The organism is Streptomyces sp. NBC_01013 (genome assembly GCF_045162765.1).
Classification (GTDB): Bacteria; Actinomycetota; Actinomycetes; order Streptomycetales; family Streptomycetaceae; genus Streptomyces.
In genome coordinates, this window is record NZ_CP108687.1 from 7,518,903 (window position 1) to 7,542,273 (window position 23,371).

The window sequence follows — 23,371 nt, forward strand, 5'->3', positions numbered from 1 at the left end:
ACTTGTCCGAAACTGGCCCGTCGAGGCTCGCAGTCGCGTGTTGGCCGGTTCTAAAGCCGCTCTTGTGCGCTGCGCGCACGCCGTGGAACCGCCTCCAGCAGGGATCGGGTGTACGGATGCGCGGGCCTGGCGAACACCTCCTCCACGGGCCCGGACTCCACGATCCGGCCGTCCTTCATCACCAGCACCCGCGCGCAGATCTCCCGGACGACCGCGAGGTCGTGCGAGATGAAGAGCGTCGCCAGGCCCAGGTCCGCCTGCAACTGCCCCAGCAGATCCAGCACTTGAGCCTGAACGGACACATCGAGCGCCGAGACCGGCTCGTCGCACACCAGCAGCCGGGGCGAGGGGGCCAGGGCGCGCGCGATGGCGACCCGCTGGCGTTGGCCACCGGACAGCGCCGACGGCCGGCGCTGCAGGTGCTGCGCGGACAGGCCGACCTGCTCAAGCAGCTGTACGGTGCGGGCCTCCCGCTCGCCGCGCCCGACCCCGGCCGTCGCCAGGGCCTCTCCCACGATCCGGGCGACGCTCCAGCGCGGGTCGAAGGCGCTGAGCGGGTCCTGCGGCACGAGTTGCAGGGTGTGCCGCGACTGCCTGCGTTCGCGCTCCCGCAGGGTGCTCCACGGGGTTCCGGCCAGCCGCACCGCGCCGCTGTCCGGGGCCACCAGGCCGAGGACCATGCGGGCCAGGGTGGACTTTCCGGAGCCGGACTCGCCGACCAGGCCGAGCGTCTCGCCCGGCCGCAGCTCGAAGGACACGTCGTCCACCGCCGTCCGCCGGCTGCCGCGCACCCCCTTGAACGCCTTGGTGGCACCGGCGACCTCAAGGAGGGGCTCGGTACCGGCCGGGTCCACCGCCGCCGCACGGGCCACCCGGGGACTGCTGCCGGGGATGGCCGCCAACAGGGCCTTGGTGTAAGGGTGTTCCGGTGTCTCAAGCACGCCGGCGACCGGTCCCGACTCGACGATCCGGCCGTCCTTCATCACGGCGACCTCGTCGGCCAGCGCCTCCACGACGGCCAGATCGTGGCTGATCAGCAGGAGTCCGGTGCCGCCCTCCTTGAGCTCGCCGAGGAGCGCGAGGATCCGCGACTGCACCGATGCGTCCAGCGCGGTCGTCGGCTCGTCCGCGATCAGGACGCCGGGCTCGGCCGCGATCGCGGAGGCGATCAGGGCCCGCTGCCGCAGCCCGCCCGACAGCTGATGGACATGGGCCCGGGCCCGTTCGGCCGGTTCGGGCACACCGACCCGCTCCAACAGGGCGAGGACGCGCGCCCCGGCCTCCCTGCGGGGCACGATCCCGTGCGTCAGCAGCGGTTCGGCGATCTCCCTGCCTACGGGCCGCAAGGGGTCCAGGGCGACGAGCGCGTCCTGAGCGACCAGACCGACACGCCGGCCCCGGACCGCCCGCCACTGGCGGGGGCCGAACTCCCGGGCCTCCCGGCCCGCGATCCGCAGCCGGTCCGCCGCCACCTCGGCGGTCGGCCCGGCGAGCCCGAGCAGACTGCGGGCCAGCGCGCTCTTGCCCGAGCCCGACTCCCCGACGATCGCGAGGCACCGCCCCCCGGCGAGGGAGAACGAGGCGTCCCGCACAGCGTGCACCTGACCGGGACCGGTGCCGAACCGTATGTTCAGCCCGGCGACATCGAGAAGTGGGGCTGCCGGCCGGGCGGGTACCTCACCCGGCGCTTCCGAGAGGCCCGGGGCCGTACCCCGGGACGATGCGGTGGTCATGAGGCGGCCCGTCCTTCGGCTCGTGCCTGTGCGTGGCGGCCCACGACGGTGACCGCGAGAACCGTGCCGACCAGCAGCAGGCCCGGGAAGAGCGCGATCCACCAGGCCTGGTCGAGGAACCCCTGGCCCTCCGTGAGCATCGCGCCCCACTCGGGGGTCGGCGGCTGGGCGCCGAGCCCCAGATAACTCAGCGCCGCCCCGGTCGAGATGGACGCGCCGAGCGTGACGGTCGCCAGGACCAGGAGCGGCCCCAGCGTGTTGGGCAGCACATGGCGCAGCACGATCAGCGGACGCGGCACGCCCAGCGCCACCGCGGACTCGACATAGCCGGACCGTCTGACCACCAGCGCCTGGGCCCGTACCACCCGGGCGAACCCGGGTGCGGTCCCGACCGCGACGGCGATCGTGGTGCCCAGCACCCCCTTGCCCGCGATGAGGACCACCATCAGGGCCAGCAGCAGCCCCGGCAGCGCCAGCAGCGCGTCGGCCGCGCGCATCAGCACCGCGTCGCCGAACCGGCCGGACAGTGCGGCGGCCAGCCCCCACACCACCGCGAGCCCGACTCCGGCGCCCGTCGCCGCCGCCCCGATGGCCAGCGAATAACGGGTGCCGTGCACCACCCGGGCGAAGACGTCACGGCCCAGCTGATCCGTACCGAACCAGTGCGCCCCGCCCGGCGGTTGCAGCGCGTGCACCGGGTCGGTGTCCGTCGGACTGCCGCCCGCCAGCAGCGAGGGCGCCAGCGCGGCCAGCAGGATGAGCCCCAGCAGCACGGCGGCGGCCAGCACTCCCGGCCGCACCCGGCCCCTGCGGACCCTGCCGAGCGCCGCGACCGGTGCCCCGGCCCGTACGGCCTGTTCCACGCTCATGCGGCGGCCACCCCCGTTCCCTTGCGCAGCCGGGGATCCACGACCGCGTACAGCACTTCCACCACCGCGCCGACCAGCACGAACACCACGGCAGACAGCGCCACCACGCCCTGCACCACGGGCAGATCGCGATCGCTCACGGCCTGCAGGGTGATCCGTCCGATGCCCGAGCGCGCGAACACGTTCTCCACCACCACGGCCCCGCCGAGCAGGGTTCCGGTGAACCAGCCGGTGAGGGTGAGCGCCGGCAGCGCCGCATGGCGCAGCGCGTGGCGCGAGCGCACGGTGTGCTCGGCGAGCCCCCGCGACCGTGCGGTGAGACTGAACGGCTGCTCCAGCGCGCCCAGCAGCCCCTCCCGCATCACCTGCGTGAGCACCGCCGCGATCGGCAGCGCCAGCGTGATCACCGGAAGGACCAGCGAGCGGGCGTCGCCGCTGTCGGAGACCGGCAGCCACCCCAGCCGGAACGAGAAGACCGTCAGCAGCATGATGCCGAGCCAGAACGACGGCGTGGACACCACGATCAGCTCCACCGCCGTAGACACCCGGCGCGGCCACCGGGAGCGTCCGGAGGTCAGCACGGTCACCGCGGTGGCCAGCACCACGGCCACGAGCGAGGACCACAGGGCGAGTTGGGCGGTCGCCCCGATCTGGTCGGCGAGCAATGAGGAGACCGACTGCTGCAACTGGTAGGAGTCACCCAGCTCGCCCGAGACCAGTTTCCTCAGATACGAGCCGTACTGGACGGCCAGAGGCCGGTCCAGCCCGTAGTGGTGACGTATCTCCTCGCGCTGCTCCGCGCCGACCAGCGCGTTCGACCCGACGATCGCGCTGACCGGATCGCCGGGGATGAGCTGCAGCGCCAGGAAGGCGCAGGTGGCGGCCCCCCAGACAACGAGGACGGCCGCCCCGACCCGGGCCGTGACGGCCCGGATCGCGGCGGGTATGTGCGGGACCGTCATCAGCCGGCCTCGACCCAGGCGCCGTAGAACTCGGGCCACGCCGACAGGGAGAGCCGCAGCCCGTGCACCTTCTTGTTCACACCGACCGACGCCTTCTGGACGTAGGCGGGGACCACCGCGGCCCGCTCGATCGTCCACTTCTGCACCTGCGCGTAGTACTCGGCGCGCCGGTCCGGGGCCGAGGCGCCCTGGGCCTTCTTAAGCCAGCTGTCGACCTGCGGGTCGGCGACCTTCGCGAAGTTGTGCCCGCCGCCCTCGGACGACTCGGTGGAGAGGAAGAAGCTGCTGAGGATGTCGCCGTCGCCGCGTGCCCAGGAGGTCTCGACCACGTCGTAGCGGCCCTCGTCCAGCTGGGCGGAGACCGCGGTGGCGTCGGTGGAGGCGGCGAGGTCCAGATGGATCCCGGCCTTCTTGAGATCACCCTGCACGGCCTGGGAGAACACTGAGGCCGTGCCGTAGACCGGGGCGACCACGGTGAGCCGCTTGCCGTTCTTCGTCCGGTAGCCCTCGGAGTCACGGCCCGTCCAACCCGCCTGGTCCAGCAGCCGGCCGGCGAGCGCCCGGTCGTAGGGCCAGCTCTTCTCCAGCGCGGAGTCGTAGCTGTGCGGGGTGGCGGGGGACAGGGTGCTCCAGGCCCGGGTGCCGGTGCCCTGGAACACCGACTTCACCAGGGCGTCCAGATCGATGGACCGCTGGAACGCCTTGCGCACCCGGGCGTCCGAGAACAGCGGGCTCCTGGTGTTGAGGTAGAACGTGTCGACCGCCCCCGGGACGTCCTTGCCGGCGACGCTCAGCCGCGGGTTCCTGCGTACCGCCGCGATCTGGTTGGCGGGGACCGCGGCCGCCGCGTCGACCTGCCCCGAGGTCAGCGCCCCCACCCGGGTGGCGTCCTCGGTGATGAAGCGGACGGTGAAGGAGTCCAGGCGGGCGGGGCCGCTGTGACCGGCGCCCTTCGGCGCCCATGCGTACGCGGCGTTCTTCGTGTAGCCGCGCTTCTGGCCCCGGGTGTAGGCGGCGGCCTTGAACGGGCCGGAGCCGACGGAGTCCGTACCCGAGCAGAGCTTGTCGGCCCCCGCTTTCAGCGAGGCGGGCGACGCTATCCCCAGATAGGTGGTGCTCGCCGCCTGGAGGAAGGGTGCGTACGGGCGGCTGAAGTGGACCTCGACCCTGTACTTCCCCTTCACGGCGGTGCCGGAGTAGGGACCGAGCAGACCGGCCGCGTACTGCGACTGGGTCGCCTTGGCGGTGATGTGGTCGAAGTTGGCTTTCACCGCCGCAGCGTCCAGGTGCTTGCCGTCGTGGAAGGTGACGTCCTCGCGCAGGTCGAAGGTGTACGTCCGGCCCCCCTGCGAGGTCTTCCACGACTTCGCGAGCCACGGCTCCAGCTCACCGTCCGGGGTCTGGTAGACGAGCGAGTCGAAGACCGGCCGCTGGACGAAGGCGGTCACGTCCTGCGCACTGGTGTGCGGGTCCCAGCAGTCCGGCTCCTGCTGCGCCGCGTAGGTGAGGCTGCCGCCGGACCGGGGTTTCGCCTGCGCGGTGGGGGCGGAGCCGTCGTCGGAGCTGCACGCGGTGGAGGCGGCTAGCAGCAGGACGGACAGCAGAACGGCTCTGCGAGGTGTACGGCGCGGGTGCATATGGGGACTCCGGGACATGGAAACGAGGTGAGGGGCCTGACGTACTGTCGCGAGTACGTCTAAAGCCGGGCTGAAACGTCCTCGGGGGAGCCGGGACGCACCTCCCGGGCCGCCTGCGCCAGCAGTTCGAACGAGCGCAGCCGCTCCGCCTGGTCCGGGACGACGGTCAGGGCCATCAGCTCGTCGGCCCCGGTGCGCGCCACCAGGTCGGCCAGCTTGTCGCGCACGGTGGCCGGGGCGCCGATCAGCTGGCGCTCCGCCAGTTCCTCCAGGAACTGCAGCTCGGCCTCGGAGTACGCGTAGCGGGCCGCGGTCCGCGCGGACGGGAACGCGTCGAATCGCCGTACGGTACGCATCTCTATCTTGCCGAGAAGGTAGGGCGCGGCGACCTCGCGGGCGGCCCGGTCCGTGTCGGCGACGGTGGTCAGCGCGGAGATCAGGGTGCGCGGCCGGTCCAGATGGGGCGAGGGACGGAAGGCCTCGCGGTAGCGGTCCAGCGCGTAGGCCGTGGCGTGCGGGTTGATCTGGTGGGCGAAGGCGTAAGGCAGCCCCAGCGCTCCGGCGAGCTCGGCGCTGGCAGGGCTGGAGCCGAGCATCCACAGGTCGGGCCTGCCGTCGGCGGCGGGCACGGCGGTGATGGGGGAGGAGGGGTCGCCGGGCGCGAAGTAGCCGCTCAGCTCCGTGACCTGGTGCAGGAAGTCGTCCCCGCCTCGCTCCGGCGCCCGGCGCAGGGCTCGGGCGGTGTGCGGGTCGGTACCGGGGGCGCGGCCCAGACCCAGGTCGACGCGGCCGGGGTGGAGTGCCTCCAGGGTGCCGAACTGCTCGGCGACCACCAGGGGGGCGTGGTTGGGCAGGAGCACGCCGCCGGAGCCGACCCGCAGGGTGGTCGTGGCAGCGGCCAGGCGTCCGGCGAGGATGGCGGGCGCCGAGGTGGCGAGGCTGGGGGTGCTGTGGTGCTCGGCCACCCAGTAGCGCAGATAGCCGAGTTCCTCGACGCGCGGAGCCAGGGCGACGGTGTCGCGCAGGGCCTGGGTCGCGGAGCCGCCCTCGAAGACGGGCACCACGTCGAGAACGGACAGGGGAATGCCGAGGGGTCGGCTCATGGAGACCTCCGGGAGGAGCGCGCCGCCGGACGGGGGTCCGGCGGCGCGGGCTGGACGGACATGCGCGTACGGGAGGTGCGGTGGCTGCCCCGTGCCGGGACGGAGGCTCAGGAGTGGCCGGCGGCCGGCTCCGCAGCCGCGGACGCCCCCGCCGGCGTCGCGTCCGCTGCCTCGTCCGTGGCCGGTTGCGGCTCGGGCCTGCCCGGCAGGAGAAGACCCGCGGCGAAGACCACGACGGCCGCGGCGACCGGCCACCAGAAGGCATTGCCGAAGGAGTCTGCGGTGGGTGCCGCGTGGGACCCGCCCCCCTGGAGGATCAGCGCCACCACCGCGATGCCGAGCGAGGCACCGATCTGGTTGAGGATGAAGACCGCACCGGTGGCGCCCGCGACCGCCTCGCCCGGCACCGTCTTGTAGACCGAGCCCATCGTGGGCGCGCCCACGAGACCCATGCCGAAGCCGGCGGCGAACTGGGCGGCGGTGAGAGCGACCTGCGAGGTGCCGGAATCGGAGCCGGTGAAGACCAGGGCGCCGAGCCCGATGAGCAGGGCGCCGGTGGGCACCAGCCGGCGGGCGCCGACCTTGTCCGCGAGGTTGCCCGCGATCGGCATGCCGATCAGGGTGCCGAGGCCCAGCGGGGCGAGCAGCAGCCCGGATTCCAGGACGCTGTGGCCGTGGACCTGCTGGTAGTACAGCGGCAGCAGGAACAGGAGCGAGAAGAGCCCGCCGCCGAGCAGGAACATGGTGGTCACGCTGGCGCTGAAGCCCTTGCTGCTGAACAGCCGCAGATCGAGCAGCGGAGTGGCGGTCGTGCGCAGCGCGTGCACGGCGTACGCCACGAACAGGGCGACACCGACGGCAAGACCGATGATCACCTCGGTGCTGCCGAAGCCGTCGCCGCCGGCCTGGGACAGGGCGTAGACGAGCGCGGCGAAGCCGGGGGAGAGCAGCGCGACACCCAGGCCGTCGAACGGCACGGGGTCGCCGCTCGGCGGCGGGTCGGCCGGCAGGACCCGGATCGCCAGGACGATGGCGGCGAGCGCGAAGGGGATGTTGACCAGGAACATCCACTGCCAGGAGAAGTTGTCCAGCAGCAGCCCGCCGATGATGGGGCCGACCACCGGACCGAGCGTGATGGGCACGGAGACCAGGCCCATGACCCGGCCGATCCTCGCGGGCCCCGCGGCGCCCGCGACGACGGTCATCATGATCGGGTCGACCATGCCGCCGCCGAACCCCTGGACGATGCGGAAGGCGATCAGACTCTCCGCGTTCCAGGCGAAGGCGCAGAGCGTCGAGCCGATCAGGAAGACCGAGAGGCCCAGCAGCCACATGCGCTTGGCGCCGAACCGGACCACGGCCCAGCCGGCCAGCGGAATCGCCAGGGCGACCGCGAGCAGATAACCGGTGGTGACCCACTCGATGGTGGCCAGCGTGGCGTGGAACTCGCCGCCCAGCGTGCTGATTCCGACGTTGACGATCGTCGCGTCCAGGTAGGACATCATCCCGCCGAGCACCATGACGCCGACGAGCGTGAGCAGAGCGGCATCGAGCCGGGCAGGCCCGCTCCCCGCCGCCTTTGTTTCAGACACGGCAACTCCTTTTAACCACTGCACCCAGAAAATTTTACTGGGTAGTTAAATTCTGTGGCTGGCACGGTAGCATGGCTCTATGAGCGTTGGCGAGAACGAACAGACGGCCGGTGGCCCGGTGGACCGAGGGCGGCTGGACAAGCGCCGGGCGATCGTCGAGGCCGCCCTGCGGGTCTTCGCGCAGGTCGGATACGCACAGGCGAGCCTGGATGTGATCGCCGCCGAGGCCGGGGTGTCCAAGCCGACGATCTACAACCACCTGGGGTCGAAGGAGAAGCTGTTCCGGCATGTGATGACGGAGACCGCCGCCCGGTCCAACGCCAAGACCCTCGACGTCCTCACCGCCTTCCCGACCGATCCGGCGGAGCTGCGTCCGGGCCTGGAGGACCTCGCCACGAAGCTCGTCGACTGCTACTGCGACGAGCAGTCCGAGTCCGTGCGTCGGCTGCTGTACGCGGAGGCCGTACGCTTCCCGGACCTCTTCGACGCGGTGCGGGCCAGCGGGCCCAACCAGTTCACCGAGGCGCTCGCGGGCCGGCTCGCGCGCCTCGCGAACGCCGGGCATCTGCGCGTCGAGGACCCGGTCAGGGCGGCGAACCAGTTCATCGCGCTGGTCTACGAGGAACTGCCGGGGATGAGCGCACTGGGCACCCGGCCCCTCGACCCGGCGGACGTCGCGAAGGTCGTCACCGCCGGCGTCGACACCTTCCTGCGCGCCTTCGGCACGGAACCGGGCGGCGTCAGCGGCTGAGCCGCCCGTACGAGCCCCGGAAGAACAGGAGCGGATCTCCGTCCTCCACCGCGTCGAGCCGGTGCACCCGGGCGACGACGATCACATGGTCGCCCGCCGGGTGCTCGGCCTCGACCGAGCACTCCAGCCAGGCCAGCGCCCCCTCCAGGACCGGCGCCCCGTCCGGCGAGGAGCCCCACGGCATGCCGTGGAACTTGTCGCCGCCGGTCACCGCCAGCCGGGACGCGGCCTCCCGCTGCCCGACCCCCAGGATGCTGATCCCCAACAGCCCGCCGGCGCGGATGCGCGGCCAACTGGTGCTGGTGTCCGCGACACAGAACGAGACCAGCGGTGGATCGAGGGAGACCGAGCAGAAGGAGTTCGCCGCGAGTCCCGACCGGCTCCCGGTCACCGGATCCTCCGAAGCGACGGCGACCACTCCCGTCGCGAACCGTCCGAGCACATTGCGCAGACATCGGGTCCCGCCATCGAGGGCTCTCGCCCCGGTCATGCCCCCTTCCTCCCGCCGTACCGCAGACGTGCGAACTCCCTGGTGAGCACCGCCCGTTGGTCGCCGTACCCGCCGCGCATCCGGAGCACCGAGAGCAGCGTCCACAGCCGGGTCTGGGCGAAGTGCAGCGGCGACCCGTGCACATCGTCGTGCGCCAGCAGCCGCACCCCGCGCACCCGCTCCCGCAGCAGCCGGGCGTCACCCGGCGGAATGATCTCGTCCCGCAGGCTCGTCACATGCGCCACCGGTATCCGAAGGGCCGCCAGTTCCGCGGGTGACAGCGCCCAGTCCCGGATCAGTCCGTAGACCTCGTCGGGCTTCGTCCGGGTGAGATGGGCCAGCGTGTCCGTGGTGACCCTGGGCACCGTGCGCTGCCACTCCGCGTCGGTGAAGAAGTCGTGCAGCGGCGCCCCCGCGCCGACGACGCCGCTGATCCGCGAGTCGTGCAGCGCGGCGCGCAGCGCCAGGTGCCCGCTGAAGCTCAACGCCAGCGCGTACGTACGGGAGGTGTCGGCCCGGTCGCCGACCGCGTCCAGGACGGCGGAGAACATCTGCCAGCTGTCGGCCCCGTACAGCAGGGAGTTCTCGCCCACGCCCGGCATCTCGGTGACCACCCCGGCGAAGCCCAGCGCTCCGAGCTGGAGCAGCACCGGCGCCCACTGCTCCTTGACGGAGACGATGCCCCCGGTCATCACCAGCAGCGGCTTGGGGTCGGACGCGTCCAGCCCCGCCGTCCAGCAGCGGATGCGGCCGCCGGCCAGAGCGACATCCAGCCGCTGCACGGCCGGGAAACCCGACCTCCAGATGTCGAAGGAATCGGTGCAGCGCTCCAGCGCCTCCTGGCGCGCCGAGCCGTCCACGAAGGGGAACCGCGCCATGTTGTAGTGCACACAGGCGTCCAGCGGCTTGCCCTCGGCCTCCAGCCGTGCACCCTCGGCGCTCCACTCGTGCACCCAGGACCCCGGGGTGCCGTTCTCGTCGTCACCGATCCGCGCGAGCAGCGGATCATAGTGCTCGGGCGGCAGCCCCTGCGAACGGGTGTGGGCCACGACGAAGTTCTTCAGTTCCGCGATGTCGTTCATACGCTCTCCAGCGCCTCCTTGACCTCGGTCAGTACGTCCGCCGCCTCGGCCCCGTCGATGACCCGGTGGTCGAAGGCGAGACTGAGCCGCAGCACCGGAGCCACCACGATTCGCCCCTCCCGTACGACGGGCCGCTCCAGCACCCTGCCCACTCCGAACGTGGTCGTGGTGCCGCCCACTGAGTGGAAGGAGTCGACCGCGCGGTGGCCCAGCGAGGTGACCGCGAAGGTGCCGTTGAGATGGGGCCGCAGGGCGAGCGAGTCCGCGGCGCCGCGGAAGATCTTGCGGCCTTCGGCCCAGGGGGCCCGGTGCAGCTTCCGCACCCCTTCGAACTCGGGCAGCGTCTGCGGGTCGCCGTCCCTGACGTGGGCCAGGTGCTCCTGAATGGCGGGCAGTTCGGCCTCATGGACATCGGGCACGATCGTGCCGAGCACCACCCGGCGCCCGTCCAGGGTGCGGTCCAGGGCGACCTTGCCGTTGACGAACGGATAGTGCGCGATCCTCAGCCGGCGGGGCCCGCCCCGCACCGCCGCGTTGGCGTCCGGGTGCTTGGCCAGCACCCGGCCCGCGGCCCGCAGCACATAGGTGGTCGTCGCATAGCGCACCCCCTCGCTCTCCATGGCAGACGCGCGGTGGGCGAGCACCCCGCTCATGTCGACCTCGGTGTCGAGGAACACGGGGGAGAAGTCCCGGATCACCTCCAGGAAGAACAGGGTGTGCCGCCGCTGGCGGGGCAGCGGCTCACCGGCTTCGGCGGCGGTCACGGAGCCACCGCCAGCAGATACACGTCCTTCAGACTGGCCGCCTCCAGGACGTCGGCCAGCGGGAGCGAACGCCCGGTCTCGCGCTCCAGGACCGTGCACAGCGCCAGCAGGTGCACCGAGTCCCAGGACTCCACGGTGTCCAGCCCGCGTCCGAGGTCGTCGACGGTGACGGGCAGGGCGAGTTCGTCGCGCAGCAGCGTGACGAAGTCATCGACGGTCTTCACGGGAGGTCCCTTCGAAACGCGCGGTCAGACGGATGTGATCGACGGCGGCGGCGGGCGGCCGGGTCGTGAGCCGGAAATCGGCCGAGGCATCGTCGGCGCGCACCGTCTCGAACCCCGCCCGCGGATAGAAGTCCGCCACCTTTCCGTTGCGGGCGGTCCGCGCATACGCGGCCCGCACCTCGGTGGCACCGCTGTCGAAGGCGTGCTCCAGTAGGGCGTTGAGCACGGCCTGCTCGATGCCGCGCGAGAAGACCCGGCAGCTCAGCAGGAAGTTCTCGATGTGCAGCTCCCCGGCGTCGCGCCGCAGCAACACCGCGCCGACCAGTCCGTTGTCCCCGAACCGGTCGGCGGAGTGGATCGCGAGCACCTGTGCCGACGGATCGTCGTCCAGCGCCCGCACCTCGGCGGGGTGGAGCCTCCGCGCGGTGAGGTTGAACTGATTGGTCCGCAGCGTGAGCTGGGAGACCCGGTCGAGACCGGCCGCGTCCACGGGCGCGAGCGTCACGGAGATGTCCAGCTCCCGCAGATAGCCGTCGAGCGAATCGAAGGTGTGCAGGAAGTCCTTCCGCGCCCGTTCCTCGCGATAGAGGGCGGGGCGGGCCCGGTCCTCCGCGGTGAGGGCGCGCACATCGAACCAGCCGTCCCGCAGCAGACGTTCGACATGGAGTGCGGGCTCCCGGCCCACTTGGAGCACCGAGACGCCGGGCAGCTCGCGGCGGACGAGGCCGCACTCGAAGGCGCTGTCGTCGACGAAGACGAAGCTGTCCGTGCCCAGGTTGAGGTCGGCCGCCAGCTCGGCGAGGTTGTCGTGCTTCGGACGCCAGTTGGCCCGCACCTGTACGAAGTCCTGCTCGCGCAAGGTCAGTTCGGGGTGCTCGCGCAAGGTCTTCACGACCGGCTCCAGTTCGTTCTTGCTGACCGCCGCCAGCAGCACCCCCTGGGAGCCCAGTTGCTTTGCCACCGACTGGAAGCGCCGGAACGCCTCCCCGCGATAGCTGCCCGCCACCTCGATCCCCTCGGGCCCCGCCTCCCCGAGCACACCACCCCACACGGTGTCGTCCAGATCCAGGGCGAGCACCTTCTTCGCACCGCCCGCCGACCGGCGCGCCAGATGCCCGACCTCGCGGGCGTAGCCGGCCAGCAGCGCGTCGGACAGGTGCGCCTTGGCGTACACGCTCTGCCGCACGTCGTGGGCGGCGATCCCCTCCGCGAGCAGCGGGTCGAGATCCACGGTCACCACCTCGGGCCGGGTCTCCACCAGGTGCAGCAGACGGGCGTTGGCCTCCCGCCACACGGCCCCTAGCCGGGCCCGCGAGCCGAGGTCGACGAGCTGTGCGGTCAGTGAGCGCGGCAGAGGAAGCGTGTTGAGGACGAGCGTGGCGCCCCGGGCCGTCGCCGCGAAGACCTCGGCGGCCCGCTCGACCAGCGCGGTCTTCTCGTTCAGGACCCGTTCCACGTCCTCCACCCGCCAGGGCAACGGCAGTTCGTCGGCCACCAGGGCCGGGTCGAGGACGCAGAGCACGATCGAGGGGCCGGCCGCGTAGAGCTCGCTCCCCGGGTCCGCGAGGTCGAAGACCCAGCTGTCGAAGTCGGAGAGCCGCACCCGCGCCAGGAGCCCGTGCCGTGCCAGTTCGCCGGTGAGAGCGGGTACCAGGACGGAAAGGGTGCCGTGCCCGGTCACGGCGATCAGCGGCGCGGGGGTGCCGGGGTGTGCGGCGAGCACCTTGCCGGGATCCAGCCGGGCCAGGGTCCGGCCCGCCCGGACGAGCGCGTCCCCGGACAAGTCGGCCACCAGCTCGCGTACGGCGGGGTAGTCCTCGGCCGTGATCTCCCGCAGCAGGTCCGCGGTCGTGTCGGTCACGGGTCAGTTCCCTTCCAGGGCGAAGCCCGCCTTGAGCCACTTGCTGGACTCGATGGAGATGCCCACCGCCCGTCGCCCGCCGGCCAGCCGGCCGAGTGCCCGCTCCAGCTGGAGGAAGACGATGGCGTTGCCGCAGTTGCCCGCGTCGTCGACGCAGGAGACGGCCTCGGCGTCCGGCAGGCCGAGCCCTTTGGTGATCAGCCGGGTCATCCGGCCGGAGAGCTGCGGAGGGAGCAGCAGATCCACGTCCTCGCGGGCCCAGCCCAGGCCGTCCAGCAGTTCGTCCAGCACCTCCCCGGCCATGACCGGCACGTGCTTCTCGATGGCCTTGTAGTCCTCGGTGGCCGCCGGCCGGTCGCTGTCCCGGTCGGCGGGGCCGAACCATTCGAGGACCGCGCCGGGCTCCCTGCCGAGGCCCACCAGACGGGTGAACAGCGCACGTACGGACACGGCGCCGGGCCCCGGCTCGGTGGAGAGGACCGCGGCGCCGGCCGCGTCCCCGAACAGGACGTAGTTGACCAGCTCGGCGGGGGCCGTGGTGCGCAGGTCGGTGTCCAGGTCGTAGAACCGGGCGATCACGTCGCCCCCGAGGACGAGCACTGTACGGGCGCTCCCGGCGCGCAGCAGCTGCTGGGCCACGTCGAGCGCCTGGACCGCTCCGGAACACCCCGACTGGAGCTGGAAGCTCCGTACGCCGTCGATGCCCAGCCGGTCCGCGACCACATTGACCGTCGCCGGCATCAGCCGGTCCGGTGTCGCGGTGCCCAGCACCACCGCGTCCACCTGCCCCGGGGCCAGGCCGGCCCGGTCCAGTGCGGTGCGGCCCGCCTCCTCCACCAGATCCGCCAGCGAAGCGGTGAGCTTCCCCGAGTCCAGATCCAGGGCCAGGTGGCGCGATGCCGTCCCGATGAAGACATCCACCCACTGCTGCCACAGCGCGTCCATGCCGAACCGCTCCGCCAGCGTGGCGTTGTCCAGCGGCGGGCCGGGAAGCGCGGAGGCCGCCGACCTTATGTACACGTCCCGACCCGTCATGAGGGCCCTTCCTCGCTCGTTCGGACCGGACTCAGTCGGACAGCAGGATCCGTGCCTCGGCGGAGGCCCGGACCCCGGTCATGCGCCAGGTGCGGAAGCCGCGCAGACCCTCGTAGCGGCCACTCGTCCCGGTCGCGGGGTAGTGCACCCACTCGCTGGTGCGCACGTCGTTGAAGTCAGCCCACCCCTCGGCGTGGATGGTGCCGTCGTCGAGGGTGATGTCCTCGGTGTAGTAGGTCAGCAGCCCGCCGTCGCCCGGCCGGACGTACTCGATCCGGAAGGAGCCGTGTGACGTGCCGATCAGCTTCCCGTCCTCGTCGTACAGCTCGTCGTCGAACGTGCCGGTCTGGCCGGTGCTCGGATCGGCGACCTCGACGTCGTCGACCACCTTGACCACGACTTCCCTCGGGACGCGCAGCACGATCTGGTCAGGCATCTGACTGTTCCTCTCGGTAAGGGGTTCGGACATCCCGGGGCGGTGGCGCCCAGGCGATCAGGGGTGGGGTGGCGAGGAGCGCACCCGGGCCGGTGAGGGCCTCGGCCGCGGCGTCGGCCGCCGAGGCCGGAGCACCGGCCGCGGGGAAGAACACGTCCGCGGCGGGCAGGTGCGGGTGGGCGAGCACGGTCCAGAAGCCGTGTCGGGTCCATGTCCCGCTGTTCACCGGGTCGTTGTCGGAGAAGGAGTAGGGGGCGTACTGCGCGCCGGTGGGATCGGGCTGGGTGAAGCGCCCCCAGTACCCGTTGTAGAGGTGGTGATCGAGGAGGTGTGCGCTGCGCAGCAACTGGTACGCCCCCCGGTACCGGAACGGGTTCACCGCCGCCGCCTCGCCCGATGCCGTGACCGCGCCGTGGGCGGTGTAGCGGTAGCGGGCGGCGACGGCGCCTTCCTCGTCGATCAGGGCGAGCACGGAGCCCTGCTGGTCGGTCGCCACCCAGTAGTGGCGGCCCGTGTCCGTGAGCACGGCGATGAGGGTGCCGTCGGGGGTGCGCACGAAGTCGGCCGGCACACCGTCGTCCGTCACGCGCACGACGCCCAGCGGGGAGTGGGTCAGCTCGTGGACGACGGTGCGTCCGTCCACGGTGGTCTCGGTGATGCGCCGAGGAGTCTCCTGGCCCAGCCCGTCGTAGCGCACGTCCACCACCTGGACGCCGCCGAACACGCCCGTCAGGGTCTGGTTGGTGGCGCTGTAGCGGAACGAGCCGGTCGGGTCGGTCTCCTCGGTGAAGTTGCCCGCGCCGTCGTAGGCGAACGCGGTCTCGCCGAACCGCACCACCTGACCGGCGTCGTTCAGGGTGAACTCCGTCGCCCCGAGCCGGCGCAGATGATGGGCATCGTCGTAGGCGAACTCGGCGTCACCGGCACGCACGAGGCGCTTGAGCCCGTCGTAGGCGAAACCGGTGAACTCACCGTCCAGTATTGAGGAGCGCAGCACATCGCTGTCGGCGCCGCTGCCCGAGCTGTAGCCGTACTCCGCCGACAGGAGGGTCTCGCCGCCCGGCCCGCGCACCGTCAGCGCGGTCCTGCGGCCTGACGCGTCGTACCGGATCTCCTGTACGGCCGCGCCCAGTTCGATCCGCACCGGACGCCCGTCCGCGTCACGGACGAACCGGGCCGTGCGGCCGGCCGGAGTGGTGACGGACTCGGTGCGGCCCGCGTCGTCCAGGGTGTAGCGGGTGGTGCCGCCGGGGGTGGTGAACGAGGTCAGCGCCCCCTCGGCGTCGTACTCCGAAACGATCCGCTCCGGCGCGGCGCCCCCCTCCCCGGTCCGCACCGAGGCCGCCGGGCGGTCGCCGCTCGCCGTCCTGACCCAGTCGAACGTGTACGACCAGCCGGACCCGGCCTTGCGGACCACCCGGCCCAGGGCGTCACGGGTGAGCACGAGGAGTGTGCTGCCCGCGTTCTCGTCCGTGACCTCCGTCAGCCGCCCGGCCGGATCGTGCCGGTAACCGATGCGGTCACCGGCGCCGCTGGTCACCGACGTGATCCGGGACAGTCCGTCGTACCCGAAGACCGTGCGGCCGAGCGGGGCGGGCGGGGTCACGGTCGTCAGGTCACCGGCCTCGTCGTAGCCGAACCGGGTCACCGCGCCGTTTCCGTCGACGATCTCGGCGACCCCGCCATGGGCCGGGTCGTAGCTCCGCGTGTCCACGGCCGTGCCCCGGCCCGGGGTACGGCTGCGGACCAGCCGCCCCGACGCGTCGTACTCCAGCAGGAGTTCATTGCCCAGCGGATCACGCAGCGAGGTGAGCGTGCCCCCGCCGTCCCGCGAGGTGTACGAGACCCGGGAGCGGGCGCCGGTCGGCAGCCGCAGCGAGGTCGGGCGTCCCTGCGCGTCGAAGGTGCGGGTGAGCGTCGCACCCGCCGCGTCGGTGACCGAGACCGGACGCCCGTCCGCGTCCCGGGTGAGGCTGCGGACGTGGCCCGACGGGTCCTCGACCGCCATCGGCCGCCCCTGCGCGTCGAAGGCATATCCGGTACGCAGACCGGTCGGCCCGGTGACGAGCGTGCGGTCGGGGCCGTATTCGAAGGCGATACGGGCCCGGCCGCCCGGCCCGCTCCAGGAGAGCTCCGAGACCGCGAACATCCCGTCGTAGGCGATCCCCACGCTCTCGCCGAGCGGATCCGTGATGCCGACCAGCCTCCCGTCCGCGTCCCACAGGAAGGCCGTGGTGTCCCCGCCCGCGCCGGTGTGCCGCTCCAGCCGCCCCGAACGGTCGTAGGCGAACGCCCCCACCTCGGCCCCCAGCGGATCGACGACCTTCGACACCAGGCCTTCGGAGTCACGGTGGAGGGTCACGACCCGGCCCCGGGCGTCGGTGAACGTCACCGGTTCACTTCCGGTGTCCGGTGGGAAGCCGGGGCCCGCGCCGTACGTCCAGCCGGGACCGAATCCCAGCTCCACCAGGGAATGACTGCGGTACTCGCGGACCAGCCGCAGATGCCGGCCGGTCCCGGCGACGACCAGGTCCAGGTGACGCACGATCAGTTCGCCCTCGTGCAGATCCACCAGCAGCTCGCCGAGGTCGCCGAGGGGCAGGCGTCGGACAGCGCGATGGGCGGGCAGGCCACGGGACGTGGGCACGAGCGGCTCCTCAGCTGGACCGACTGGACTGCGGATCTGCGGGGTTCGGACGGTCGCCAGGCTGCCCGGGGCGTCTAAAGCTCTGCTAAGGCCACCGGCCGCGCCTTCCGTGCGCGGTCCATGAAGGTTCTGTTACAGAACGATTCATCCCGCCTCCCGCGCCTACCCTGGCGAGGGCCACAGCTGTTGGGTGTCTCTCAGCGTCGAGAGCGCGGGAGCGCAGACCGGGGGAAGGGGACCTGCGACATGGGCATCACCACCATCACCGGGCCGAACACCGAAACGACTGTCCGCACCGCGGAGTTGGCGCTGCTGACGGAACTCGTCCAGGCCGCCCGCGACGGCCGGCCGGCCATCGCGGAAGTGACGGGCGACCCTGGAGCCGGCAAGACCCGACTGCTCACCGCGCTGGCCAAGGAGGCCCGGGGGCACGGGCTCGCCGTACTCCACGGCCGCTGCTCCGAGGCGGAGGCACAGGTGCCCTTCCACCCCCTGGTGCAAGCGCTGACCATCTGGCAGGGCGCAGCCACGGAGAAGGGGGCCGTCGCCGCGGCGACGGCGGCGCTCGTCGACGCGCTCACGGACGTCCCGCCCGGGGCCGAACAGTCCGTCTGGCGCTCTCCGTTCTTCGCAGGGGTGCGCCGCCTCCTCACGGCCGGACCCGCCGCGTCCCCCGGCGGCGTGCTGCTCGTCCTCGACGACTTCCACTGGGCCGACCCCGGCTCGGCCCGGCTGGTGGAAACCTTGATCCGCTGGCCCGTCGACCGCGGACTGATGGTCGTCGTCGCGCACCGGCCGAGGCAGGCCCCCGTCGCACTGCGCGCCGTCCTCCAGCAGGGCGGCGAGCTGGGTGCCGTCGAGACCATCGCCCTCGGGGCACTGCCCGCGCACCGGTGCGCCGAGGTGCTGGGCCTGAGCGCGGATGCCCCGGAACTTCCCCGGCTGTACGCGCACAGCGCGGGCAACCCGCTCTACCTCACCGCCCTGGCCGAGGCCGGATCCCTGACCGGGGACGCGCTCGACCTCTGGACATCCAGCTCGCTCGGCGCCCGGCTGCTCGCCGAGACGGCGCTGCTCGCGGACGTGCCCCGCAGGGTGGCGCACGCTTCGGCAGTGCTCGGCAGCGTCTTCGACATCGACGCCGTGGCCGAGGTGGCCGAGACGTCCCGGGACGAGGCATGCCGGGCGCTCTCCGAGCTGCGGCGCCGCGACCTGGTCCGCTCGACGGCCCAGCCCGGCGTCCTGGTGTTCCGTCACCCGCTGCTCAGGGGATGCCTCTATGCCGACGCCGACGCCTGCTGGCGATCGGGAGCGCATCGCAGGGCCCGGGACCGATTCGCCCGGCTGGGTCTCCCGGCCCTCGACATCGTCCCGCACATCGAGCGCGCCGGGTCCGGGATCCGGCCGGAAGACGCCGAGGTACTGGCCGCCGCCGCGCGCGCCTGTGTGCAGGCGGGCAGAGCGGCGGAGGCGGCCCACTGGCTGACGTCCGCGCTGCGCCTGTCCCGCAGGACCGGTGACGGCCGCAGCGCCTGCCCTGCCGGCACCGGACTGTGGAAACAGGTGGTCCGGGCCCTGGCCGCCGAGGGCGACACCGAACGGATCGTCGCACTGCGGGCCGACGTGCTGGCGGGACCCGACGGCCGGACACCCGAGCTGCGCGCCCGGACCGTCGCCTTCCTCGCCGCCGTGCTCGCGGCTCTCGGCCACGACGAGGAAGCCCAGGCGCTGCTGGCTGCCGAACTCCCCGCAGCACAGGCCGCTTCGGCCGGCGCCGGACTGCTCCTGCGAGTCCATCAGCAGCTCGGCAAGGTGCTCGCCGGCCACGTCCCGGCCCGCACCGACGTCGAGGTACTCGTGCACGGTACGGACGGCGCGGACCCGGTCACCATGGGAGGGGCCCTCGGCCTCGCCGGGCTGTGCGCCGTACTCGACGGCGACATGTGCGCGGCCGAGATGTCCCTGGACGCTGCCGCTCAGGCCCTGGACGAGGTGGACTCGGGACGGCAGGCGGGGGACCAGGAGGCCGGCCATCTGCTGGTCCTGAGCTGGGCAGAGGCGCTCATGGGCTGGTACGGACCGGCGTACGGGCACGCGGAGCGGGCGCTGACCGCAGTCCGGGCTCGCGGCGACGCGCACTTCCTGCCGCCTCTGCTCGACACGCTCGGCTATGTGCACTACCAGAGCGGCCGGCTGGCCGACGCCCTGGGCGCCGTCCAGGAAGGCAGCGCCGCCGCGCGCGCCATGGGGCGCGGCGACCACGTCGCCCTGTCGGAGGCGATCACTGCCGCCGCCTGGGCCCAGCTGGGCCGGACCTCCCCGCGTCCCGCCACGACAAGGCCCCTCGGCCGTGCCCCGGAGCCCCGGACACCGCTCAACGCCCTGCTCCTCGCCGAGGCCGCGCTCGCCGCGGGTGAGGCCGGCACCGCACTGGAGCTCCTCCTCCCGGAGCGGGAGGCCTGGCGGGTGTCCGAGCCCGTGGCCGTGTTCGCAGCCCGCAACTACGAACTCCTCGCCGCGGCGGTCGTGCAGACAGAGGCCGACGCGGACACCCTGGACGCCTGGGCCGAGCGGGCGGCGGAGGCCGCGTCCGCCGTGGGGCTGGTCGAGCAGAGCGGGCACGCGCTGCTGGCCCGCGGTCATGCCCTGATGGGCCGGGAGCTGACGGCGGAGGCCGCCCGGTGCTACGAGGAGGCGCAGAGACTGTTCGGCGACTCCAGCCCCGCGGGCGCCCGGGCCCGCGAACTGGCAAGGTCAGCTGTCCGGTTGACCACGCGTCGGGACAGCAGTGGGCTCGATGAACTGACCCTGCGGGAGCGCGAGGTCGCCGATCTCGCCGGCGAGGGGCTGAAGACGAAGGACATCGCCGGGCGGCTGCGGGTGAGCCCGCGCACCGTGGACGTCCATCTGACGCACATCTACAGCAAGTTGGGCGTGAACTCCCGCGCCGCACTCGTCCGGCTGATGGCCCTGGCCGGCTGAGGCACGCCGATCGCGGTGGCCAGCAACCCGCCACCGGCCGCCCACCGGCCGTGGAAGACCGTGACCGCACGGCCTCCGACCACGGGGCCGGGCACCAGGAGTACCGCCCGGAACGTACCCCCGGGATCGATCAGGATCTCCGCCTGCGGGAAGTCGAGCAGCAGTCCGGTCAGCGGGAACCACGTCTTGTACACGGCCTCCTTGGCACTGAACAGCAGCCGGTCCCAGGCCACACCGGGCCGGTGCGCGGCCAGTTCGTCCACGCGTTGTCGCTCCGTCGGCAGGGAGACCGAGGCGAGCATGCCCGGCAGCAGCGGAAGGTCGGGCTCGGCGTCGATCCCGAGCGACGCCAGGACCCCGACCCGGGCGACCGCGGCCGCCCGGAAACCGGCACAATGCGTCATGCTGCCCACCACACCGGCCGGCCAGCCGGGTGCGCCCCGGTGTCCCGGTACCAACGGCTCGTAATCGTGGCCCAGTTCGCGAAGGGCCGTGCGGGCGCAGTGGCGCACCGTTGTGAACTCCCTGCGACGCGACTCCACGGCCCGGGCGATGGCGGCCTCCTCCGCCGGGTGGAGCCGGGCCTCCTGCGGATCGTCGTACACCTCGGCCCCCACCGCCCCCGAAGGCAGCAGTGCGCCGATCACCGCAGGCCCGCCGGCCCGCCGGCCCGGCCGGCCGAGTCCGGACCGGGCAGAACGAGCCGCGTGCCGCCCGGTCCGTTCCCGCGCCTGCGCCACTCGCGGGGGTAGCCCACCGACACCTCCTCGAAGCGGACGCCGTCGTGGAAGGTGGTGCGGGGGATGTGCAGATGCCCGTACACCACGGCCCGGGCGTTGAACCGGGTGTGCCAGTCGGCCGTGGCCCCGGTGCCGCACCAGAGGGCGAACTCCGGATGGCGCAGCACGCGGGTGGGTTCGCGCACCAGCGGGAAGTGGTTCACCAGCACCGTTTCGGTGCCGGGGGCGAGCGCTGCGAGCCGGCGCTCCGTCACGGCGAGGCGCGCCCGGCACCAGGCGTCGATCGAGGGGTACGGGTCGGGGTGCAGCAGCGCCTCGTCGGAGCCCACGATCCCGTGCGCCCGGGCCCGTTCCAGCGCCTCGGCGCGGGTCCTGGTGCCGGGCGGCCGGAAGGTGTAGTCGTACAGGACGAACAGCGGTGCCACCGTGACCGGGCCCGTCGGGCTCTGCCACACGGGATAGGGGTCCTCCGGCGTGAGTACGCCCAGGTCCCGGCAGATCCGCACGAGATGTTCGTACCGGCTGCGCCCCCGCAGGGTCACCGGGTCCTGCCGGTGGGTCCACAGCTCGTGGTTCCCCGGTACCCACACCACCTGCGCGAAGCGCCGGCTCAGCAGGTCCAGGGCGCGGCCGACGTCGCCGGCGATCTCGCCCACGTCACCCGCCACCAGCAGCCAGTCGTCCGGATGGTCCGGGCGCAGTCCTTCCAGCACTGCCCGGTTGTCGTCGAACGCCACATGCAGATCGCTGATGGCCAGTAGGCTCCCCGCTCCGCTCACGACGGCCCCACCGCCGGGGCCGCAGCCGACAGAGCGGTCGCGAGGTCCGCGACGGCCGGCAGGTGGTCGCCCAGGAAGAAGTGCCCGCCGGGGAAGACGCGCAGCTCGAAAGGGCCGGTGGTGTGGTCGCGCCACGCTCGTACGTCCGCGACCGGCGCCTCCGGGTCGCTGTCCCCGGTGATGGCCACGACCGGGCACGCCAAGGGCACGCCCGCGCTCGGTACGTAGGCCGAGAGCGCCGCATAGTCGCCGCGCAGCGCCGGCATGATCAGGCCGAGCAGCTCGGGGTCGTCCAGCACGGCGGGCAGGGTGCCGCCCAGCGAGCGGACCTTGGCGATCAGTGCCGCGTCGGTTTCCAGCCGTTCCGTGCCGGCCACCGAGCGGGACGGCGCCCGGCGGCCGGACACGAGGAGCGCCGCAGGACCGCGGTCCGGCGTCCCGGCCAGCCGCAGGGCGACTTCGTGGGCGAGGGAGGCACCCATGCTGTGGCCCAGGAAGACCCGTGGCCCGGCCGGCGGCGGACCGTCGCTCAGGGCCTCGGCAATCAGGTCGGCGAGCCGGTGCAGATCACGGACGGCCGGTTCGCGGTACCGGTCCTGCCTGCACGGGTACTGGACGGCGCGGACGTCCATGGCCGGGAGGGCGGCGGACAGGGGGTGCCAGTAGCCGGCGGAGCCGCCCGCATGCGGAAAACAGATGAGCTCGGCCCGGGCATCCGTGTCGTGGTAGCGGCGCAGCCAGGTGTCCTGTCGCTCCGGGGCCACCGTCAGCTCGCCACGGGGAGATCGAGGAGGCGGTCCGAGGTAAGGATCGCCTGATGCAGCCGGCGCAGCGACCGGCAGGGCTCCAGGCCCAGTTCGGATCTGAGGACGCGCTGTGCGCAGCGGTAGACCTGAAGGGCCTCCGCCTGTCGCTCGGAGCGGTACAGCACCAGCATCAGCTGGCGGTAGAAGGATTCCCGCAGGGGGTACTGGGCAGTGAGGGTGTTCAGCAGGCTGATGACCTCGCGGTGCCGGCCGAGCGCCGTACTGGCTTCGACGGACAGTTCGAGGCAGGCGAGCCGCTCCTCCTCCACCCAGGTGGCGAAGCGCGTGAGTACCGGGCCCTCGGGAATGCCGTCGAGTACGGTCCCGCGTACGAGGGACAGCGCCCGGCCGAAGGCGTCGAGGGCGGCCTCGAAACGGCCGGCCTGCTGAAGGAAGCGGCCTTCGTGCATGGCGGCACGGAAGTCGTCGACGTCGTAGCCGGATCCGTCCAGCCGCATCAGATAGCCGGACGGTTTGGTGGTGATGGCGCGGCCCTGGTCGCCCCCGGCGGTGGTGAGGAACTTCCGCAGCTGCGAGAGGTAGACATGGACGGCGGCCGACGCGCGCCGGGGCGGTCCCGACCCCCAGAGCTCCTCGATGATCTGTTCCTTCGTGGTGACGCGTCCGGCACCGACGAGCAGGGTGGCCAGTGTCATCTCCATCTTGGGAGCACTCAGGGAGTGTCCACGACCGTCGTGGGAGACGCGAAGGGGGCCGAGCAGTTCGTAGCGCATCGATACCTCGGGCGGTAGGGGAACGTACTTTCGTGTGTGCGGCTCCCGTCACTTTCGAGGCACCACGCCTGTCCGCACATCGGGGAAACTGCGTACGTATGCCGATTGGCTGAAATGCGCTGAGGGCGGTCGGCTTTGGTGCGC

Annotated in this window: 20 protein-coding genes; 2 read left to right on the forward strand and 18 right to left on the reverse strand. The window is 72.5% G+C overall.

Annotated features, from left to right (window positions below):
- Window positions 1-50: 50 nt before the first annotated feature.
- The 6 genes from OG538_RS32675 to OG538_RS32700 all read right to left on the reverse strand — a co-directional run bounded on the left by OG538_RS32675 (window position 51) and on the right by OG538_RS32700 (window position 7,896).
- The gene (locus tag OG538_RS32675; RefSeq protein WP_406099116.1) at window positions 51-1,733 is read right to left on the reverse strand and encodes a dipeptide ABC transporter ATP-binding protein; all 1,683 of its coding nucleotides are present in this window, start codon (window positions 1,731-1,733) and stop codon (window positions 51-53) included.
- Window positions 1,730-2,602, reverse strand: a complete 873-nt coding sequence (locus OG538_RS32680; protein WP_406099117.1) for an ABC transporter permease — start codon at window positions 2,600-2,602, stop codon at window positions 1,730-1,732. The genes OG538_RS32675 and OG538_RS32680 overlap by 4 nt, the downstream gene beginning before the upstream one ends.
- The gene (locus tag OG538_RS32685) at window positions 2,599-3,564 is read right to left on the reverse strand and encodes an ABC transporter permease (RefSeq protein WP_406099118.1); all 966 of its coding nucleotides are present in this window, start codon (window positions 3,562-3,564) and stop codon (window positions 2,599-2,601) included. Before OG538_RS32685 ends, OG538_RS32680 begins: the two co-directional genes overlap by 4 nt.
- A complete protein-coding gene (locus OG538_RS32690; protein WP_406099119.1) occupies window positions 3,564-5,201 on the reverse strand; it encodes an ABC transporter substrate-binding protein in 1,638 nt (545 codons plus the stop codon). Before OG538_RS32690 ends, OG538_RS32685 begins: the two co-directional genes overlap by 1 nt.
- Window positions 5,202-5,260: 59 nt before the next feature.
- Window positions 5,261-6,304: an LLM class flavin-dependent oxidoreductase gene (locus OG538_RS32695; protein ID WP_406099120.1), complete on the reverse strand. Its 1,044-nt coding sequence runs from the start codon at window positions 6,302-6,304 to the stop codon at window positions 5,261-5,263.
- Between the two features lie 107 nt (window positions 6,305-6,411).
- Window positions 6,412-7,896 (reverse strand): DHA2 family efflux MFS transporter permease subunit, encoded by a 1,485-nt coding sequence (locus tag OG538_RS32700; RefSeq protein WP_406099121.1) that lies wholly within the window; start codon window positions 7,894-7,896, stop codon window positions 6,412-6,414.
- 79 nt (window positions 7,897-7,975) lie between these two features.
- Here OG538_RS32700 and OG538_RS32705 point away from each other — a divergent pair, with 79 nt between their 5' ends.
- Complete coding sequence (locus tag OG538_RS32705; protein WP_406099122.1) at window positions 7,976-8,647, forward strand: TetR/AcrR family transcriptional regulator; 672 nt, start codon at window positions 7,976-7,978, stop codon at window positions 8,645-8,647.
- On the opposite strand, the gene OG538_RS32710 is transcribed toward OG538_RS32705, so the two are convergent.
- The 8 genes from OG538_RS32710 to OG538_RS32745 are packed head-to-tail and all read right to left on the reverse strand — an operon-like array spanning window position 8,637 to window position 17,186.
- Window positions 8,637-9,137, reverse strand: a complete 501-nt coding sequence (locus OG538_RS32710; protein ID WP_406099123.1) for a flavin reductase family protein — start codon at window positions 9,135-9,137, stop codon at window positions 8,637-8,639. The two genes, OG538_RS32705 and OG538_RS32710, sit on opposite strands and share 11 nt — an antisense overlap.
- The gene (locus tag OG538_RS32715) at window positions 9,134-10,219 is read right to left on the reverse strand and encodes an alpha/beta hydrolase (RefSeq protein ID WP_406099124.1); all 1,086 of its coding nucleotides are present in this window, start codon (window positions 10,217-10,219) and stop codon (window positions 9,134-9,136) included. The genes OG538_RS32710 and OG538_RS32715 overlap by 4 nt, the downstream gene beginning before the upstream one ends.
- Entirely contained in the window at window positions 10,216-10,983 is a 768-nt protein-coding gene (locus tag OG538_RS32720) for a 2-oxo acid dehydrogenase subunit E2 (protein ID WP_406099125.1), read from the reverse strand. Before OG538_RS32720 ends, OG538_RS32715 begins: the two co-directional genes overlap by 4 nt.
- Window positions 10,980-11,207, reverse strand: coding sequence for an acyl carrier protein (locus OG538_RS32725; protein WP_406099126.1), 228 nt, complete (start codon window positions 11,205-11,207; stop codon window positions 10,980-10,982). The genes OG538_RS32720 and OG538_RS32725 overlap by 4 nt, the downstream gene beginning before the upstream one ends.
- Window positions 11,191-13,068 carry an HAD-IIIC family phosphatase gene (locus OG538_RS32730; protein WP_406099128.1) on the reverse strand — a complete coding sequence of 626 codons (1,878 nt, stop codon included), beginning with the start codon at window positions 13,066-13,068 and terminating at the stop codon, window positions 11,191-11,193. The genes OG538_RS32725 and OG538_RS32730 overlap by 17 nt, the downstream gene beginning before the upstream one ends.
- 3 nt (window positions 13,069-13,071) lie before the next feature.
- Window positions 13,072-14,103: a 3-oxoacyl-ACP synthase III family protein gene (locus OG538_RS32735; RefSeq protein WP_406099129.1), complete on the reverse strand. Its 1,032-nt coding sequence runs from the start codon at window positions 14,101-14,103 to the stop codon at window positions 13,072-13,074.
- Between the two features lie 31 nt (window positions 14,104-14,134).
- A complete protein-coding gene (locus tag OG538_RS32740; protein ID WP_406099130.1) occupies window positions 14,135-14,539 on the reverse strand; it encodes an allene oxide cyclase barrel-like domain-containing protein in 405 nt (134 codons plus the stop codon).
- Window positions 14,532-17,186 carry a DUF6531 domain-containing protein gene (locus tag OG538_RS32745; RefSeq protein WP_406099132.1) on the reverse strand — a complete coding sequence of 885 codons (2,655 nt, stop codon included), beginning with the start codon at window positions 17,184-17,186 and terminating at the stop codon, window positions 14,532-14,534. The genes OG538_RS32740 and OG538_RS32745 overlap by 8 nt, the downstream gene beginning before the upstream one ends.
- 246 nt (window positions 17,187-17,432) lie before the next feature.
- Between OG538_RS32745 and OG538_RS32750 the strand changes: the two genes are divergently transcribed.
- Window positions 17,433-20,168 (forward strand): AAA family ATPase, encoded by a 2,736-nt coding sequence (locus OG538_RS32750; protein ID WP_406099133.1) that lies wholly within the window; start codon window positions 17,433-17,435, stop codon window positions 20,166-20,168.
- On the opposite strand, the gene OG538_RS32755 is transcribed toward OG538_RS32750, so the two are convergent.
- The 4 genes from OG538_RS32755 to OG538_RS32770 are packed head-to-tail and all read right to left on the reverse strand — an operon-like array spanning window position 20,105 to window position 23,227.
- A complete protein-coding gene (locus tag OG538_RS32755; RefSeq protein ID WP_406099134.1) occupies window positions 20,105-20,815 on the reverse strand; it encodes a 4'-phosphopantetheinyl transferase in 711 nt (236 codons plus the stop codon). The two genes, OG538_RS32750 and OG538_RS32755, sit on opposite strands and share 64 nt — an antisense overlap.
- On the reverse strand, window positions 20,812-21,687 hold the full coding sequence (locus OG538_RS32760) for a metallophosphoesterase family protein (protein ID WP_406099136.1): 876 nt from the start codon (window positions 21,685-21,687) through the stop codon (window positions 20,812-20,814). The genes OG538_RS32755 and OG538_RS32760 overlap by 4 nt, the downstream gene beginning before the upstream one ends.
- Window positions 21,684-22,451, reverse strand: a complete 768-nt coding sequence (locus OG538_RS32765; protein WP_406099137.1) for a thioesterase II family protein — start codon at window positions 22,449-22,451, stop codon at window positions 21,684-21,686. Before OG538_RS32765 ends, OG538_RS32760 begins: the two co-directional genes overlap by 4 nt.
- A gap of 2 nt (window positions 22,452-22,453) precedes the next feature.
- Window positions 22,454-23,227 carry a BTAD domain-containing putative transcriptional regulator gene (locus OG538_RS32770; protein WP_406099138.1) on the reverse strand — a complete coding sequence of 258 codons (774 nt, stop codon included), beginning with the start codon at window positions 23,225-23,227 and terminating at the stop codon, window positions 22,454-22,456.
- Window positions 23,228-23,371: the final 144 nt, after the last annotated feature.

Excerpts from the sequence above, each read along its gene's own strand:
- OG538_RS32750 (WP_406099133.1), top strand. The coding sequence starts at position 17,433 with ATGGGCATCACCACCATCACCGGGCCGAACACCGAAACGACTGTCCGC.
- OG538_RS32675 (WP_406099116.1), bottom strand. The coding sequence starts at position 1,733 with ATGACCACCGCATCGTCCCGGGGTACGGCCCCGGGCCTCTCGGAAGCG.
- OG538_RS32695 (WP_406099120.1), bottom strand. The coding sequence starts at position 6,304 with ATGAGCCGACCCCTCGGCATTCCCCTGTCCGTTCTCGACGTGGTGCCC.
- OG538_RS32690 (WP_406099119.1), bottom strand. The coding sequence starts at position 5,201 with ATGCACCCGCGCCGTACACCTCGCAGAGCCGTTCTGCTGTCCGTCCTG.
- OG538_RS32680 (WP_406099117.1), bottom strand. The coding sequence starts at position 2,602 with ATGAGCGTGGAACAGGCCGTACGGGCCGGGGCACCGGTCGCGGCGCTC.
- OG538_RS32740 (WP_406099130.1), bottom strand. The coding sequence starts at position 14,539 with ATGCCTGACCAGATCGTGCTGCGCGTCCCGAGGGAAGTCGTGGTCAAG.
- OG538_RS32735 (WP_406099129.1), bottom strand. The coding sequence starts at position 14,103 with ATGACGGGTCGGGACGTGTACATAAGGTCGGCGGCCTCCGCGCTTCCC.
- OG538_RS32685 (WP_406099118.1), bottom strand. The coding sequence starts at position 3,564 with ATGACGGTCCCGCACATACCCGCCGCGATCCGGGCCGTCACGGCCCGG.
- OG538_RS32770 (WP_406099138.1), bottom strand. The coding sequence starts at position 23,227 with ATGCGCTACGAACTGCTCGGCCCCCTTCGCGTCTCCCACGACGGTCGT.
- OG538_RS32715 (WP_406099124.1), bottom strand. The coding sequence starts at position 10,219 with ATGAACGACATCGCGGAACTGAAGAACTTCGTCGTGGCCCACACCCGT.
- OG538_RS32710 (WP_406099123.1), bottom strand. The coding sequence starts at position 9,137 with ATGACCGGGGCGAGAGCCCTCGATGGCGGGACCCGATGTCTGCGCAAT.
- OG538_RS32705 (WP_406099122.1), top strand. The coding sequence starts at position 7,976 with ATGAGCGTTGGCGAGAACGAACAGACGGCCGGTGGCCCGGTGGACCGA.